Annotated in this window: 15 protein-coding genes; 8 read left to right on the top strand and 7 right to left on the bottom strand. The window is 44.6% G+C overall.

The features are described 5' to 3' along the window. From NG346_RS05195 to NG346_RS05185, 3 genes are read right to left on the bottom strand one after another with little or no spacing between them, the layout of a single operon-like run. Entirely contained in the window at window positions 1-948 is a 948-nt protein-coding gene (locus tag NG346_RS05195; RefSeq protein WP_262288413.1) for a glycosyltransferase family 2 protein, read from the bottom strand. Next, window positions 918-1859, bottom strand: coding sequence for a glycosyltransferase family 2 protein (locus tag NG346_RS05190; RefSeq protein WP_262279607.1), 942 nt, complete (start codon window positions 1857-1859; stop codon window positions 918-920). Before NG346_RS05190 ends, NG346_RS05195 begins: the two co-directional genes overlap by 31 nt. Then, a complete protein-coding gene (locus NG346_RS05185) occupies window positions 1856-2302 on the bottom strand; it encodes a hypothetical protein (protein WP_262279665.1) in 447 nt (148 codons plus the stop codon). Before NG346_RS05185 ends, NG346_RS05190 begins: the two co-directional genes overlap by 4 nt. A gap of 602 nt (window positions 2303-2904) precedes the next feature. On the opposite strand from NG346_RS05185, the gene NG346_RS05180 reads away from it, so the two are divergent. Then, the gene (locus tag NG346_RS05180) at window positions 2905-3549 is read left to right on the top strand and encodes a hypothetical protein (protein ID WP_262279608.1); all 645 of its coding nucleotides are present in this window, start codon (window positions 2905-2907) and stop codon (window positions 3547-3549) included. After that, on the top strand, window positions 3546-5384 hold the full coding sequence (locus NG346_RS05175) for an LTA synthase family protein (protein ID WP_262279609.1): 1839 nt from the start codon (window positions 3546-3548) through the stop codon (window positions 5382-5384). The genes NG346_RS05180 and NG346_RS05175 overlap by 4 nt, the downstream gene beginning before the upstream one ends. Before the next feature lie 48 nt (window positions 5385-5432). Here the strand turns inward: NG346_RS05175 and NG346_RS05170 are convergent, their stop codons facing one another. The 4 genes from NG346_RS05170 to hisG form a co-directional block, all read right to left on the bottom strand. Further along, window positions 5433-6062, bottom strand: a complete 630-nt coding sequence (locus NG346_RS05170) for a TetR/AcrR family transcriptional regulator (RefSeq protein WP_262279610.1) — start codon at window positions 6060-6062, stop codon at window positions 5433-5435. A 219-nt stretch (window positions 6063-6281) separates the two neighbouring features. Then, a complete protein-coding gene (hisC, locus tag NG346_RS05165; RefSeq protein ID WP_262279611.1) occupies window positions 6282-7331 on the bottom strand; it encodes a histidinol-phosphate transaminase in 1050 nt (349 codons plus the stop codon). Between the two features lie 79 nt (window positions 7332-7410). Beyond that, window positions 7411-8700 (bottom strand): histidinol dehydrogenase, encoded by a 1290-nt coding sequence (gene hisD / locus NG346_RS05160; RefSeq protein WP_262279612.1) that lies wholly within the window; start codon window positions 8698-8700, stop codon window positions 7411-7413. Window positions 8701-8744: 44 nt separating this feature from the next. Next, complete coding sequence (gene hisG, locus NG346_RS05155; RefSeq protein ID WP_262279613.1) at window positions 8745-9596, bottom strand: ATP phosphoribosyltransferase; 852 nt, start codon at window positions 9594-9596, stop codon at window positions 8745-8747. Between the two features lie 116 nt (window positions 9597-9712). On the opposite strand from hisG, the gene NG346_RS14510 reads away from it, so the two are divergent. From NG346_RS14510 to NG346_RS05125, 6 genes are all read left to right on the top strand, one after another. Further along, complete coding sequence (locus NG346_RS14510) at window positions 9713-10891, top strand: MltF family protein (protein ID WP_283255649.1); 1179 nt, start codon at window positions 9713-9715, stop codon at window positions 10889-10891. 269 nt (window positions 10892-11160) lie between these two features. Then, complete coding sequence (gene serC / locus NG346_RS05145; RefSeq protein ID WP_262279614.1) at window positions 11161-12228, top strand: 3-phosphoserine/phosphohydroxythreonine transaminase; 1068 nt, start codon at window positions 11161-11163, stop codon at window positions 12226-12228. 17 nt (window positions 12229-12245) lie between these two features. After that, a complete protein-coding gene (locus tag NG346_RS05140) occupies window positions 12246-13163 on the top strand; it encodes an NAD(P)-dependent oxidoreductase (protein ID WP_262279615.1) in 918 nt (305 codons plus the stop codon). A gap of 103 nt (window positions 13164-13266) precedes the next feature. Further along, window positions 13267-14514, top strand: a complete 1248-nt coding sequence (locus NG346_RS05135) for a DUF1015 domain-containing protein (RefSeq protein ID WP_262279616.1) — start codon at window positions 13267-13269, stop codon at window positions 14512-14514. A gap of 23 nt (window positions 14515-14537) precedes the next feature. After that, entirely contained in the window at window positions 14538-15125 is a 588-nt protein-coding gene (locus NG346_RS05130) for an IMPACT family protein (RefSeq protein ID WP_262279617.1), read from the top strand. 109 nt (window positions 15126-15234) lie between these two features. After that, entirely contained in the window at window positions 15235-16404 is a 1170-nt protein-coding gene (locus NG346_RS05125; RefSeq protein ID WP_262279618.1) for a RepB family plasmid replication initiator protein, read from the top strand. Window positions 16405-16409 lie beyond the last annotated feature (5 nt).

Raw genomic sequence — 16409 nt, 5'->3', positions numbered from 1 at the left:
TTATCGTTTTACTTTTAAGCCTCTCACAAGTAACTGTCTTCCCCAATGAGAACTTATCAGCTTTCGAAACAAAGTGTATTTGCGAGTATATTGACGGTCGGGTAGGGGGTAGAGCTCCATTTTCTGCAAGATGTCGATAGCAGCGTCCAGTCTCTGTCTGCTTTGCGTTTGCACGATGATTTGATAGAGATAGTCCATCGTAAGCTGAGCCACGCGACGTTCCAAGGCTATTTTGCTCTCTACCGGCGATTGGCTCACTAAGCATTTAAGGCGTACAATTACTTGAAGAATGTCTTCTAGTCTTTTGTCGATGATCTTTTTGTCAGTATTGTGTGTAATGGATCCTTTTCGCTGACGATAGTAATAAGCCGGTGCATTGGTGTCGAAAACACGTTTGCTGCGTAGTAACAGTTGCGGAGTAAACTCTTCGTCTTCATGATAAATGCCAGATGTAAACTTCAAGTCTCCCAATACGTCTTTTCGGAAAATGTATCCCCACGCGGCCGCTCTTATATTCTTTTCCGTCATATATTCACATCCACTCACTGGCTGTGGCGCAGAAAAAGCAGTATCAGCACAGTTGCTGGATGTCATGTGGAAAAACACCATGTCAGGCCGTTCGTAACGCACAAAGTCAAGACAATGTTCGTATGGTGCAGTCACTAAATAGTCATCTCCATCGACAAATTGGATATATTCGCCCTTTGCCCATTGCAAGCCATTATTCCGGGCGACAGAAAGTCCCTGATTGGCTTGACGTATATATATGAGGTCGTCTCTCTTAGACAAAAAGTCAATGGGTGACCTCTCTGATCCGTCATCAATGAGTATAATCTCTCTTTCTTCCTCACTGAGCGATAAGGACAGAATGCTGTTCAGACATTCATCCAATAGCGTTACAGGGAGATTATATGTTGTCACAATGAAACTGACGAGTGGCTTCGGCATACTAACTTATGTATTTTACAAAGAGTTGCAAGTCCCAGCAAATGCAGAACTTTCAATTTTAGAGTGTTGTGATAAGGCAGAATCGGAAAGTCTGGACGGACTTTACCTGTAGCGCGGAAGACATCCAGTTGGATATTCAGCACATCTGCATAGTATTCGGCCATCAGCCGGTCATACTCTTTGACTTTTTGTTTTGCTCTTTTGTCTGTAGACATTCGCCGAAGCATGATCAGATTGCCATCAAGAAGACTGTTAAGATCCTTGGCTCCAGCTTGCTGAGTGATGCCATTGGGGTTGAATGTATAGTAGTAAAGTCCCACATCAGTTGTGGCCACGCGGCGACAGTGACGCAGCACTTGAGGCAAGGTAAAGGTATCCTCAAAGGTTCTGCCTTCCGGAAATTTCACATCTTGCCACACTTCACGTTTATAAACTTTATTCCAGACATAGGTGTGTTGCCAGGCTTTAGTCTCTAACCAATAAACGGCGTTGAAGGTGAACTCACGACGAGTGAAAGTGACACGCGTCTGCCGCGGGGAACCGAAATGGCGATAAAGTGGGAACTCCAACATGTCATAATCAGGATGGATGGAAAGTTGCTCCATCAGCTCCTTTAAAGTGTCAGGAGCTAAATAGTCATCACTGTCCACAAACATGATATAGTCGCCTTTGGCCTTTGCAAGTCCAGCATTGCGTGCAGCACTCAGTCCACTGTTGCGCTTCAGTCTTACATGCTGTATGCGTCCCTCTTTTTTAGCATAGCTCTCACATATCTTCGCGCTTCCATCTGTTGACGCATCGTCAACAAGGATCATCTGCCAGTCACGAAAATCTTGTGTCAAAATGCTGTCAACGCATCTCTTCAGCGTGTCTCGCGTCTGATAAACGGGTATGATAATGCTTAATTTCATTTGGTGTCTTTCATTAATTCCTTAAAGAAAGCGTTCAGGTCTTCATCAAGACCTTTCATGATATCTCCACCGACAATTACCGTGTCATCATCAGCCACAAAAAGTTCAGCTATATGCTCTTTGTCTTCATTTTCCAATACGACACTATATGGCTTCAAAATACCCATCGACTCTACGAAACAATGGTTCTTCTTTAAGTAGCGCCGGAGAATGAGGGTGATACTGTCATAAAAATCCTCGTCTTTCTGATTGATCCATTGTTCTACCACACACCTTGTTATCTCTTGATCGTCATCGTCAAAAGCAGTAAGCTCACCAGTCTCTTGATTGGTGCGGACGTGGATATCGGTCAATATTGCATTGTCGCATTGCGATGGGAACTTCTCAGCCACCTTGTGGAAGAAACGGTCAAGTTGCTGCATCGTCTGTTCTGTTGCCTTCATCATAGCTGTTTATCTTTAGATGTTTTGTTTCTGCAAACTTACACAAAAAAAATGGTAATTGAGCGAATATAACTAAAAACTTTCTTAATGTAGCTATTCTGCGATAGATGTGACTGGGCAATCCGTAGCACAAAACTGTGCTCGGATTGTCTCAAATTGCATCTGCTTATGTTTCTTCATAGTCCCTATTATGGAATGCAATTCAAAGAATGTATTTGCACCAAAATCTAACCTAATGGTTCTGGAGTTCCTCAATTTTATACTTGTTTTTGTTGCTTTATAGTCGGTTACTTAAGTTAGGAATAGAAATGTATTCGCTGAATAGCTGCTGATTTCCATAAAAATTGGATCAGAGGAAGGGCTTTATGGCATGCAATCGATTTTCAGAGCCTCTTAAGTGTCTGTGTTCAAGATAAAATGGCATTTCCGGCACCAATTCGCTATCAATAGTAGTCTTGCGTTGAGCAAGCAAGAGAAAAGAAAAATTGGACTTTCTTTGTTGTTTTTAAAATAATATTTGTACATTTGCAATCGAAATAAAATTTCCCAGTCTCAGATGAAATCTTTCATATGAGTGGGAGTGTATTCAAACAGATACAACTATGGAAGGAATCTTTAGAGATGAAATAGAAGTGCGCCAGATAGACAAATTTTTCTGTGCGGAGATGGGACGTCAAATTCATCGCTATATTAAGGCGATGCATGGGTCTTTGGCTATGATGGAAAAATTTGAATTACGTCTGCATCAACTCGACATCCCTGGGCGAGAGGAAGCTATAGCCCGTTATATTGATCTAAATCGTAAAGTTGTTGCGTCTCTTGACTGGCGTATGCTATTAGCCAGATCTATAGCTAACTATTGCGATTCCTATCCCTATTTTTTCAGTATGCTTTCAGATGAGAGTACTTTGAAATTCTATATTAAGCGAATGAAAGAAAAATATATTCGCTACCATCAGATTTTTGAAAAAGATGGAAAATTTGGAATTAAAGATCACGAAGGTAATATCTTGTTAAATGCTCTCTATGATTTTCTACGTACTCCATATGTATATGTAGATGATATGACCGCTATGCCCATTATAGCAGAGAAAAATGGTAAGATGGGCTTGGTGTTGCCTGATGGTAACGATACAATTGTCGTGCCATTTGAATATGACGACATTTCACTTCGAGATTCAGAGCCATGGTTTGAACTAACAAAATCAGGACAGACGACATTATGGCCTAAAAACGATCATCGATGAAATCAGAAAAAAAAATAGTTCTACTTATTACTGTCTTTCTATTATGGGTTCTGCTTTTTATATTGCAGAAGCCCGTTTTTTTATTGGCTTACGGTGGTATAAGCCATTTAGTAGCCGTTGTTTGGCATGGCATTCCATTGGACTTGAGCATGGCAGGGTATCTTACAGTGTTTCCGGCGTTGCTCGTTTTATTATGTAGCTTATCCATTAACCGCTTCCATCGTAGGAGTGTTCTCAAAGTGTCCACGCTGCTCCTGAAGGTTTACTTTGTTGTCGCCGCGGCCTGTTACTCTTTGGCGTTTGTCTCCAATTTATTTTTATATGATTATTGGCGCTTCCCTTTAGATTACACTCCTATATTTTTTATCACTTCATCACCGAGGGCTGCAATGGCGAGCGTAGAATGGTGGCAGTTGATAGAAGCATTTCTAATGGTCTGCCTGCTTACTTGGCTTATTTTTAGTCTCTTTACCCATCTTTTCCATAGAAATATGTGGCAAGAGGCAACCTCATGGAGACATAACCTTGCACTTGTTCTGCTCACAGTAATGCTTTTTTTGCCGATTCGAGGTGGTATCAGTGTGGCTACGATGAACACTGGTCAAGCCTATTTCTCATCCACTCAGGAATTGAACCATGCTGCTGTTAATCCACTTTTTTCATTTATGGAAAGTGCGTTTCACCAAACTGATTTTTCAAGGGAATATCGATTAATGGATGATCAATTGGCTCACCGACGTTTCCAAAGGCTAAATAGTCCACAGAAAATGTCAGACTCGATCCGCCAACGGCTCATTCGTAAGGACTTGGTTCAGCCAGACATCTATTTGATCATTATGGAGAGTTTCTCCGACACAATCATGCATGTGCCTCATGTCACCCCAATGCTCAACAAAATCAAGAAGGAAGGTATATGGTTCTCCAACTTTTATGCCAACAGCTTCCGTACCGATCGAGGGCTTGTATCGAATTTATTAGGGATTCCTGCTCCTTCCAAAGTGAGTTTGATGAAGTTTCCACGTAAAACCGCCCATATGCCCTCTTTGACGACTGAGCTGGTTAAGCATGGATATGCGACACATTACTATTATGGAGGCGATGCCGACTTCACTAACATGCGCTCGTTTCTGGTCAATCAGGGCTTTATGAACATTACAGAAGCACATGATTTCCCGGTGAGTGACAGGCTTAGCAAGTGGGGGGTACCTGACCATTTGGTATTTCAACGTGTAGAGAAAGACCTCTGTACGAATAAAAGCGTAAGCCCCATGTTCCGCGTCATCCAGACATCGAGTTCACATGAGCCTTTCGATGTTCCTTTTCATCGACTGAAAGACAAAAGACTCAATGCCTTTGCTTATAGTGACAACAGCATTGGACAATTTGTAGATTGGCTCAAGAAGACAAAATTTTGGTCTCATAGTTTGGTAGTATTGATTCCTGATCATCTTGGAGCATGGCCCCGCGATATCGATAACTTCTCGTTTTGTCGCTTTCATGTTCCGATGCTTTGGACAGGTGGCGTTTTGTCCTCCACAAAGATGGTAAGTGATATCTATGGATCACAGCAGGATATTACGGCCACCTTGCTGAGTCAGTTGGGTTATAATCACAGTATGTTTCCCTTTAGCAAAGACCTATTCGATACAAGAGCGCCTCATTATGCTTTTTTTATGATGAATAACGGATTTGGACTGATTGACAGCCGAGGCTCTATAATATATGATTATGACCGCAGTGCCATCGTTAAGTCCAAGGGATTGTCATCTGAGTATGAACAGAATGGAAAAGCTATTACTCAAGTACTATATGACTACATAGCTCACCCAAAATAGTATTTTAACTTGCATTCTCGCACAATGCGGTTCTTATACTATGCATCATTATTTCGCCCTTTCAGACTTCTCCAGTTCTTCAATTCCTTTAGAGGTACAAAGCCCACGCATGAATACCATGATGAGATTGCTAAAAATATCTTTCAAATCATATTGTAGGTAAAGTTGCTGTGTCATTGCCTCTCGGATTGAGATATCGGCTATTTTTTCAATCAGCTCATAATTAATCCCTGCTAAAAAGAAGCCCTGCTTGATGCCATTGGCAAAAAAAGAAGAGGACTTCATTTGTCTCTGCATTTTTCGCTCTTTGAAAAGCTTAATAACCTGAGGGTATTTCTCCAATTCAATGAAATATGTGGGTACGATTCTCGACATTCTATTCATTTTAAGCTCGTAGAAATACAACATAATGTCGATAACATTGTGCCCTGGGCTCTTAGCAAAATCTTCGATTTCCTTATCAGTGATATCTAAATCATGCCTGACACATTCTAATACGAGGTCTGCTTTATTGTCAAAAATCTCATATACGGTGCGCTTCGAAACAGACAGTATTTGGGCAATGTCGTCCATCTTAACAGACTTGATGCCCTTGCTTTCAAACTCATGTGTTGCTATTGCAATTATGCGTTGACGCAGTTGCTGTCGATATTCTGTAGGGTTGACAGTTTTACTCATATAAGAAATTACAAGTTTATTATGTTGCAAACTTACATAAAAATATCGAATTATAAGTCGTCTGAGACAAAAAAACTATAAAAAATCACAGAAAGTCCACGCTTAAGTCTGTACTGCCAAGGTTATATAGTTCTCCACCATCTCCACCATTAACTAATTACTTGGTTTCCCTGCAATTCTAATTAAATATGCTTATAGTAAGGTGAGAACGCCTAAAGATCATTTTTGATATTGCCGGAGTGCAGCGAGGAGTTCTGCATTTTCTTTCTTAGTACCAACGGTCACACGCAGACAGTCTTTGCAGAGTTTAACGCGGGTGCGGTTTCTGACGATGATACCTTTCTCTACAAGATAATTATAGATAGACTGAGCATCCTTCATCTTGGCTAAAAAGAAGTTAGCATCTGTCGGATAGACAATTTGACAGATGGGCAACTCGCGAAAAGCTGCTATCAACTTAGGGCGCTCCTCGAGTAATAGCTTTACCCATTTTTCCACCTCAGTGCGATTTTTCAAGGCTTCTAAGGCATGACGCTGAGTAAGTAAGTTGATATTGTAGGGGTATTTTACTTTGTTGAACAGATCGATAATCTTCTCACTTGCAAAAGCCATGCCCAGCCGAATGGCAGCACACCCCCAAGCTTTGCTCATGGTGTTGAGCACGATTAAATGAGGATAATTTGCCACAACATGTCGAAAGAGCGGGGCGGAGGAGAAGTCGGAGTAAGCCTCATCGATGACAATGATGCCATCGAAGTGCTCCAGAACAGATGTAATCCCTTGCGTTGACATGTTGTTGCCGGTAGGATTGTTGGGAGAGCAGATCCAAATCACCTTTGTGTGGTCGTCGCAAGCAGCGAGGATTGCGTCGACATTCATCTGATAGTGCTCATCTAAGAGTACAGGACGATATTCAACATCGTTGATGTCGGCACAGACCTTATACATGCCATAGGTAGGCTCTATTGCTACCACATTGTCTGTCTGCGGCCGGCAAAACACGCGGTAGACAAGGTCTATTGCCTCATCAGAACCATTGCCGAGAAATATATTGGCGGCGGGTATATTCTTGATCTTCGAGAGTTCAGCCTTCAAATCCGTTTGTAATGGATCGGGATAGCGGTTGTAGGGGCTGTTGTAGGGATTCTCATTGGCATCGAGAAAGACGTGAGCTTCGTGGCCCGAGTATTCATTACGTGCAGAACTATATGGAGCCAACTTGGCGATGTTGGGTCTTACCAAATCATTCAAAGATCTTTTGCTCATCATTTTCCGTTTTGATATCATTTATTCGGTACATACCTTGCTGTTTGTTGTCAACTTGCGAAAGCATGGATAAGTTACTTTACTACTGTTGCTCTTGGCTTTGCATTCTTAGTCTCATCGCGTTGGCATGGGCTTCAAGTTGCTCATTCTCAGCCATGCAGACCACTGCTCTTCCGATGCTATTGATTCCCTCTTTGGAGAGATGCTGGAAGGTGATCTTACGCATGTAGCTGTCGAGATTCACGCCATTGTATGCCAAGGCATACTGATGCGTGGGGAGTGTGTGATTAGTGCCGCTGGCATAGTCTCCGGCACTTTCACAAGACCATTTACCGAGAAAGACACTACCGGCGTTGATTACTTTTACAACTAACTCGTCATAATTCTCGGTGGTAAGAATCAGATGCTCTGGAGCGTAGGCGTTACTGAGTTCCATAGCCTCATCAAGATCGTGGACGAGCACAAGTTTGGAATTGTCCAAAGACTTTGCTGCAATTTCTTTTCTTGGGAGGCGCTCCAACTGATTCGTAACTTCCGCCCTTACTTTCTCAAGCATCTGCTCAGAGTCGGTGATTAGTAAAACTTGAGAGTCGATGCCATGTTCTGCCTGAGACAACAAATCTGCAGCTACGAAAACAGGATTACTCTTGCTGTCAGCGATGACACATACTTCGCTGGGGCCTGCAGGCATGTCGATAGCCACCTCGTGGAGACTCACTTGCTGCTTAGCAGCCATCACGTATTGGTTGCCAGGACCAAAGATCTTATAAACCTTTGGTACACTCTCTGTGCCATAAGCCATAGCACCGATAGCCTGAACACCACCAACTTTGAAAATGCGACTGACTCCAGCAATCTTGGCAGCTGCTAAAATGGCTGGATTCACTTTCCCTTCTTTGTTTGGGGGCGTACAGAGCACGATCTCGTCGCAGCCGGCAATCTTCGCCGGAGTAGCCAACATTAATACGGTTGAGAACAGAGGGGCGGTGCCACCGGGAATGTACAATCCTACTTTCTGAATGGGTACACTTTTCTGCCAGCACTCTACCCCCTTGGATGTCTCCAACGATATACCTTTAAATTTTTGTGCGCAATGAAATTTATAGATGTTCTCATGCGCAAGTTTTAAAGAATCGAGCAGCTCTGTGGGTACCAATGTCATTGCCTCGTCAATTTCTTCCTCACTGACAGCTAATGAGGTCAAAACGGCATGGTCAAACTTCTGCTCATATTTTTTTACAGCTTCATCGCCTTGCTGTCTGACATCGTCGAGCACACGCTTTACCGTGACATTCAGCTGTGAAACATCTAAATGAGGGCGCTTGACCAATTCTGGCCATGTCTCTATTGAGGGATATTTAATAATATTCATTTCTCAACCTTTCTTCGAAATTATCAGATCTTAGTCTTAGATCCTTAGAGGATCATTTTTTCAATAGGGGAAACCAAGATGCCCTGAGCACCCAGCTCCTTGAGTTTGCCGATGATTTCCCAAAAGCGGGCTTCGTCTAATACTGTGTGAATAGCGCACCATTCGGGGTCGGAAAGAGGAATGATAGTAGGACTTTTGATGCCGGGCAGTACCTTCGTGATGTCCGCCACCTTATCTTTTGGCGCGTTCATCATCACGTATTTTTTGTCTCGTGCGATCTGAACAGCCTCAAAACGGAAGAGCAGTTCATTCAATATCTTGCGCTTCTCGTCGTCCATCTTCCAATTGCCGATCAATACTGCCTCGCTCTTCATAACCACTTCCACCTCTTTCAGATTGTTATGGACGAGCGTGGAACCGGAACTGACAATGTCGAAGATAGCATCTGCCAAACCGATGCCTGGGCTGATCTCTACAGATCCGGTAATGACATGGATGTCAGCTTTGATATTGTTTTTATTCATAAAGCGACGAAGAATACCCGGATAGGATGTGGCTATCTTTTTTCCATTGAACCATGAAATGCCCGTATAATCAATGGCTTTGGGGATAGCAAGAGACAGCCGGCACTTAGAGAAGCCCAACGGACGAATGATATGTGCGTCTTCTTGACGCTCTTCAAACTCATTCTCGCCTACGACGCCAATATCTGCCACACCGCTTGCAACGCTCTGTGGAATGTCGTCATCACGAAGGAATAGAACCTCCAATGGAAAATTGGTGCTTTGAACGAGAAGAGTCCGCTTACTTTCGCTGACTTTGATATCAGCTTCTTTCAGCAAATTCATAGTGTCCTCATAGAGACGACCTTTTGACTGTACTGCTATTCTTAACATGCTGTTTCCTTCTATTTTGAATGTTATAATTCTAATTTTCCTAAAAATATCATGCAAATTTAGCAAATTCCAAGCAAATGTGCAATAAAAATGCTACTTTTGTGATGAAATTTATGATGACGGTAAGAAACATTTATATTTATGCGTGTTGCCTGCTCGTATTCTTGTCTGCTTGTCAGCAGCAATCCAGAAAGCCAGAGATGACGCCATGGGGTACTACGATGGGGGAGGATTCTTTACCACAAGAGAGTTCTCTCAGTTTGGATGATATTCAGATGAATGGAGAGTTGATTATGCTCACGGTATCAGGGCCTGAATCGTACTATGATTATCATGGACATGGGATGGGTACACAATATCTGCTTTGTCAGAACTTTGCGGATAAGTTAGGTGTGTCATTGCGAGTAGAGGTTTGCAAAGATACTACAGAGCTTGTTCAGCGGATGCAAAAAGGAGAGGGGGACCTCGCTGCCGTGTTGTTGCCTAAGAAATGGAACAGACTGTTATATGCGGGCGTCACTGACAAACTGCACCATACTTCCTGGATCGTCAGAAAAGACGGACAAGATTTGGCGCAAGCTCTTAATAGTTGGTATCATCCGGATATGATAAACAAAATTAAGCGCGAGGAACAATTCTTGCTGTCTACGGCCAGTATCAGGCGCCATGTCTATGCTCCTATGCTCAATCGGGCTGGTGGTGTTATATCTTGCTATGATCATTTGTTCCAGCGATATGCTCCTTTGGCAAGATGGGACTGGCGTCTGTTGGCTGCTCAATGCTATCAGGAGTCTACCTTTGACCCAAAAGCCCATTCATGGGCAGGTGCTTGTGGACTGATGCAGATTATGCCGTCAACGGCTGATCATGTAGGTTTGCCGCGTGATAAACTCTATGATCCGGAAGCCAATATTGCCTGCGCTGTCAAATACATTCAGGAACTCAGCGGATTTTTCAGAGATGTGCCAGCATCAGAGCGAATCTATTTTGTGCTGGCCAGCTACAATGGCGGTCATTTTCATGTGAGGGACGCCATGGCTTTAGCATGTCGTGATGGTCGTGATCCGCACCGTTGGGGAGAGGTTGAGCCTTATATTCTCAAATTAAGTTCACCGGCTTACTACACGAATTCAGTTGTGAGATATGGGTATATGCGTGGATTTGAGACGGTAGACTATGTACGACACATCCGTGCACGGTGGTATCAATATAGAGAAGTTGCAAAAAAAGGGGGCTCTTCTGGCTTTTCCACCATGCCGGAGCGGGCGAAGCGGAGATATAAATGGCATCTATAGTTTTTCTTGTTACTAAAAGCGCCTGTCATATACGAAATTCTGCCATTGCTATATATATAATAAGGTGTAATGGCTTTGGCGGAAAGGAAGGTAATCTTGTGATTGCTATGTTATACATATTCTATACTTATTCAAAATATGTATCATATTGATATTAGAAATCTCGATAGTAATAAATAGTTGCCAAAAAATTTGCTGATTTGAAAAATAATTCGTAAGTTTGCATGAGAGTACAATAACCTCGAAGTATTAACTAAAAACAAGTGGAAATGAAGAAGTACAACTTTAATGCGGGTCCCTCGATGTTGCCCCGTGAGGTCATAGAGAACACTGCTAAGCAGATTCTGGACTTCAATGGCTCCGGACTCTCTTTGATGGAAATCAGCCATCGTGCTAAGGACTTCCAGCCAGTGGTCGATGAGACAGTAGCTCTGATCAAAGAGTTGCTCGATATCCCCGAAGGTTATTCAGTGATCTTCCTTGGTGGTGGTGCCTCGCTTCAGTTTATGCAGATCCCGGCAAATTTCCTCATCAAGAAGGCTGGATACGTCAATACAGGTACATGGGCTAAAAAGGCTATGAAAGAGGCTAAGCACTTCGGTGAGACTGTTGAAGTGGCTTCTTCTGCTGATGATAACTATTGCCATCTGCCCAAGAACTTCACAATTCCAGCAGACCTCGACTATCTGCACATCACAACGAACAATACCATCTTCGGTACAGAGCTGCGCGAGGACATAGATTCTCCGGTGCCTCTGATCGCTGATATGAGCTCTGATATTCTCAGCCGTCCTGTCGATGTGTCAAAATATGACGCTATCTATGCCGGATGCCAGAAGAATATGGGTATGGCAGGTGTCACCTGTGTCATTCTGAAGGACGACAAGCTCGGACGTGCTCCACGTGAGTTGCCGACGATGATCGACTACAATACCCATGTGAGCAAGGGCTCTATGTTCAACACTCCGCCAGTAGTGCCTATCTACTCTGTGCTTGAGACCATGCGCTGGGTGAAAGCTCATGGTGGCGTCAAGGAGATGGACAAACGTGCCCAGGAGCGTGCCCGCATTGTCTACGACGAGATCGACCGCAACAAACTCTTCAAGGGAACTGTTGCCGTAGAGGACCGTTCGGTGATGAACCTCTGCTTCGTGATGAACGATGAGTACAAGGATCTGGAGAAGCCGTTCCTTGATTTCGCAACAGAGCGTGGTATGGTAGGCATCAAGGGCCACCGCTCTGTAGGTGGCTTCCGTGCAAGCTGCTACAATGCTCAGACACTTGAGGGTGTCAACGCGCTTGTAGAGTGCATGAAGGACTTCGAAGCACAGCATTAATCTTAAAAACTATCGACATGAAAATATTAGTTGCAACAGAGAAGCCTTTTGCTGCCGCAGCAGTGGAGGGCATTAAAAAGGTGGCCCAAGAAGAGGGACATGAGATCGTGCTCCTTGAGAAATATCAGGAGAAGCAGCAACTGCTCGACGCAGTAGCTGATGTTGACGCTATGATTGTCCGTTCCGACAAAGTCGATAAGGAGGTGCTCGACGCTGCCAAGAACTTGAAGATCGTTGTCAGAGCCGGTGCCGGTTATGACTCTATCGACACGGCTTATGCCAAGGAAAAAGGTGTGGTCGTTGAGAATACTCCCGGTCAGAACTCCAACGCCGTGGCCGAACTGGTCTTCGGTCTGCTTGTCTTCACCGTCCGTAACTTCTTCAATGGCAAGTCCGGTTCTGAGCTGAAAGGCAAGAAGCTGGGTATTCTGGCCTTCGGAAATGTCGGCCGCAATGTAGCCCGCATCGCCAAGGGCTTCGATATGGATATCTATGCTTACGACGAGTATTGCCCGAAGGATGTCATCGAGCAGAGTGGGGTGCATGCTGTGGACAGCCGCGACGATCTCTTCAAGACCTGCGATGTGGTCAGCCTGCATATCCCTGCTACGCCGGAGACAAAGAACAGCATCAACTACGATGTCGTGAATCAGATGAAGAAAGGTGGCATCCTCTTGAACACCGCACGCAAGGAGGTGATTGACGAGGAAGGACTTCTGAAGTTGCTGGCAGAGCGTGAGGACTTGAAGTACATTACAGATATCAAGCCGGACGCTGATGAGGCATTCAAGAAGTTTGAAGGCAGATATTTCTCTACACCTAAGAAGATGGGTGCACAGACTGCCGAGGCCAACATCAACGCTGGTATCGCTGCCGCAAAGCAGATCGGTGCCTTCTTTAAAGACGGCTGCACAAAATTCCAAGTAAATAAGTAATACCTTGTGGACATTGCTTCCTGCTTCGCCGTGGTCGGCGAGGTAGGAAGCGTTGTCTTTTCTTACACCTTATATATATAGCTAACATTTAAAGTCTATTACTATGGCATTAGTCAAACCTTTTCGTGGCATACGCCCACCGCAGGACTTGGTAGAGAAAGTGGCATCACGGCCTTATGATGTGCTCTCATCGGAGGAAGCAAGAAAAGAGGCCGGTGACAACGAGATGTCACTCTATCACATCATCAAACCGGAGATCAATTTCGAGCCGGGTACGTCGGAATATGACCCTCGTGTCTACACCAGTGCCGCTGAGCATTTCAAAGCATTTCAGGACAAGCATTGGCTGGTTCAGGATGAGAAAGAACATTACTACATCTATGCTCAAACGATGAACGGCAAGACACAGTATGGTCTGGTTGTCGCTGCTTCCGTCGATGATTACCTCACTGGCGTCATCAAAAAACATGAGCTCACTCGTCGCGACAAGGAAGAGGACCGCATGAAGCATGTCAGAGTATGCAATGCCAACATGGAGCCAGTCTTCTTTGCTTATCCCGACGATGAAGTCCTGACTGCTCTCCTCCAGCGCTATGCGGCAACGAAACCCGTTTATGACTTTGTAGCACCTGATGATGGCTTCCGTCATCAATTCTGGATCATCAACGACCAACAAGACATCAACACGATAACGGCTGAGTTCGCCAAGATGCCCCATCTGTATATCGCTGACGGACATCACCGCTCAGCGGCTGCCGCATTGGTGGGTGCCGAGAAGGCAAAGCAGAATCCTCACCATACTGGAAAAGAGGAATACAACTATTTCATGGCAGTCTGCTTCCCTGCAAGTCAGCTGACGATACTCGACTACAACCGTGTGGTTAAGGACCTTAACGGTTTGACGCCGGAAGAATTCCTCAAGAAACTCAGTGAGGACTTTGAAGTAGAGGACAAGGGTGAGGCTATCTACAAGCCACAGCATATCCATGAGTTCTCGCTCTATCTCGACAAGCATTGGTATAGTCTTGTTGCCAGGCCGCAGGCTTATGACGACAATGACCCGATCAAGTCGCTCGATGTCGACATCTCCAGCCGCCTGATTCTCGACAAGCTCATGGGCATCAAAGACCTGCGGAGCGACAAACGCATCGACTTCGTGGGTGGACTCAGAGGATTGGAAGAGCTGAAGCGGCGTGTGGACAGTGGTGAAATGCGTTGGGCGTTAGCACTTTATCCGGTTTCCATGAAGCAAATCATGAACATCGCTGATACCGGAAACATCATGCCTCCAAAGGCCACATGGTTTGAACCCAAACTGCGTTCCGGACTGGTGATCCATCGTCTGGACTAATACGGTTTCAATAATTCATTTGAATGAACGACGAATATAAAACGATAGAAAACACGGGCGAGGGCTACTATACCGAGAAGCGTAGTAAGTTCCTCGCCTTTGCACATCATGTAGAATCTGTCGATGAGGCCAAGCAGATCATCGACAGTTATCGCAAGAAATATTATGATGCCCGCCATTGCTGCTATGCTTATCAGATAGGAGTGGGCGATCAGGTGCAGGTGCGAGCCAATGACGACGGCGAGCCTTCGTCGACAGCCGGTAAGCCGATCATGGGACAGATCGTCTCAAATGATCTTACGGATATTCTTATCTGTGTGGTCAGATACTATGGCGGCGTGAATTTGGGAACAGGAGGATTGATCGTGGCCTATCGCACAGCAGCTGCCGATGCCATTGCCCACTGCTCCGTCGTCACACGTCTGGTGAAGGAGAAGGTGGAGTTCCATTTCACGTATCCCATGATGAATGGTGTGATGAAGGTGGTGAAGGATATGAAAGCAGACATCGTCGAGCAGGATTTCAACATCGACTGCACCATCGTCTTGGGCATCAGAAAGTCTGAAGCAGAGTTGCTCAAACAGCGGTTGGAGCATCTGAATTTTGAATAGAACGGTCTCTACTTCAAAAGATTTATATCCACACGTTTGGTGAAGTCAAAAATTAGTTATATCTTTGTAGCCAAATGTTTCGGATTAAGTCTCCGAAACCAGCAGTGATATGGCACCAGAAATGACCAGTGTACAGACAGATAACGTGGAAACACGGCGTAAGACGACGCGTAACCGTGATTTCGGAAAGGGTAAGAAGCGTGATATCAAACGCAACATACCCACTGATCTCATACCCATAGAGGAAGAGACCTGGCTTCTCCAGCCTATCGCCGTGACGATGATGCGTCACGATTATTCCCTCATACAGATACGTATCCTCGTCACGATTGTCGAGTATATGCAGTCGAAGTTGCATAAGATGCTCAACAAAGAGCGTCTGCAACCGGAAATATTCTCTGACGCAGAGCTCGACAATGATGGTCGCTTGGAGATCAAGACGCTCTTCAAGACGCTTGGCGTGGATCCCAATCACTATCCTCAATTGCGCCAGAGCTTGAAGATGCTGGCAGCAATTCCTGTGGAGATTCCTTATAAAACAGCCGACGGCCGTCATTATCAAAAGGTTACCAACCTCTGCGATGTCTACATTCCGGAGGATGAAGGTATCTATGAGAAATACGCTGTGTTGAAGATCGACCGTACCGTTGCTAAGCGACTGGTATCTCTTGACTTGGGCTATCATCGTTTGGGCAAGCAGATTGTGTTTGCCTGCAAAAACCGGTATACCCAGCGCATTTACATGTTTATTGAGAGTTGGCTCGACAAAGGTGGCACCATCATCAAGACCATAGACTTTCGAAAGATGCTTCGTTTGGAAAGCAACTACAAGAAATTCAGTGATTTTACCCGGCGTGTTCTTGAACCTGCTAAGGCAGAACTGGAATCTTTGGCAGAAAACGGCTTCTGTGATTGCTACTTCGATTATAGCAAACGTTATAACCATGGACAGCGTGGCGGAGAGCCTGATGAACTGGTTTTTAAAATTTACAGACCGAAGAATCGGTTGAATCAGCAACTCAAAGATGTCACCGACATGCAGAAGAAGCAGTTCGCCAATATGCTCGTGAGATATTTTGGCTTCGACAACACATTGGCCAACAAGATGTGCGACAGGATAACGCCGGAGAACTATCAGGATGCTGTTTCCAAGCTCGTTGATCTGCGGTCGAGGCTCAACAACAACCTTACGATCAATGACCGTGCTGCTTATACCTATCGAGCACTGGATAATCTCTTCAAGGGAAACGCGGATAAAATGTTAGAAAACAAAAAGTAAACGAA

It is taken from the genome of Hallella absiana (assembly GCF_025457485.1).
Taxonomy (GTDB): Bacteria; Bacteroidota; Bacteroidia; order Bacteroidales; family Bacteroidaceae; genus Prevotella; species Prevotella absiana.
This window is presented reverse-complemented; position numbering and strand designations above follow the sequence as displayed.

Excerpts from the sequence above, each read along its gene's own strand:
- NG346_RS05195 (WP_262288413.1), bottom strand. The coding sequence starts at position 948 with ATGCCGAAGCCACTCGTCAGTTTCATTGTGACAACATATAATCTCCCT.
- NG346_RS05190 (WP_262279607.1), bottom strand. The coding sequence starts at position 1,859 with ATGAAATTAAGCATTATCATACCCGTTTATCAGACGCGAGACACGCTG.
- NG346_RS05185 (WP_262279665.1), bottom strand. The coding sequence starts at position 2,302 with ATGAAGGCAACAGAACAGACGATGCAGCAACTTGACCGTTTCTTCCAC.
- NG346_RS05180 (WP_262279608.1), top strand. The coding sequence starts at position 2,905 with ATGGAAGGAATCTTTAGAGATGAAATAGAAGTGCGCCAGATAGACAAA.
- NG346_RS05175 (WP_262279609.1), top strand. The coding sequence starts at position 3,546 with ATGAAATCAGAAAAAAAAATAGTTCTACTTATTACTGTCTTTCTATTA.
- NG346_RS05170 (WP_262279610.1), bottom strand. The coding sequence starts at position 6,062 with ATGAGTAAAACTGTCAACCCTACAGAATATCGACAGCAACTGCGTCAA.
- hisC (WP_262279611.1), bottom strand. The coding sequence starts at position 7,331 with ATGATGAGCAAAAGATCTTTGAATGATTTGGTAAGACCCAACATCGCC.
- hisD (WP_262279612.1), bottom strand. The coding sequence starts at position 8,700 with ATGAATATTATTAAATATCCCTCAATAGAGACATGGCCAGAATTGGTC.
- hisG (WP_262279613.1), bottom strand. The coding sequence starts at position 9,596 with ATGTTAAGAATAGCAGTACAGTCAAAAGGTCGTCTCTATGAGGACACT.
- NG346_RS14510 (WP_283255649.1), top strand. The coding sequence starts at position 9,713 with ATGACGGTAAGAAACATTTATATTTATGCGTGTTGCCTGCTCGTATTC.
- serC (WP_262279614.1), top strand. The coding sequence starts at position 11,161 with ATGAAGAAGTACAACTTTAATGCGGGTCCCTCGATGTTGCCCCGTGAG.
- NG346_RS05140 (WP_262279615.1), top strand. The coding sequence starts at position 12,246 with ATGAAAATATTAGTTGCAACAGAGAAGCCTTTTGCTGCCGCAGCAGTG.
- NG346_RS05135 (WP_262279616.1), top strand. The coding sequence starts at position 13,267 with ATGGCATTAGTCAAACCTTTTCGTGGCATACGCCCACCGCAGGACTTG.
- NG346_RS05130 (WP_262279617.1), top strand. The coding sequence starts at position 14,538 with ATGAACGACGAATATAAAACGATAGAAAACACGGGCGAGGGCTACTAT.
- NG346_RS05125 (WP_262279618.1), top strand. The coding sequence starts at position 15,235 with ATGGCACCAGAAATGACCAGTGTACAGACAGATAACGTGGAAACACGG.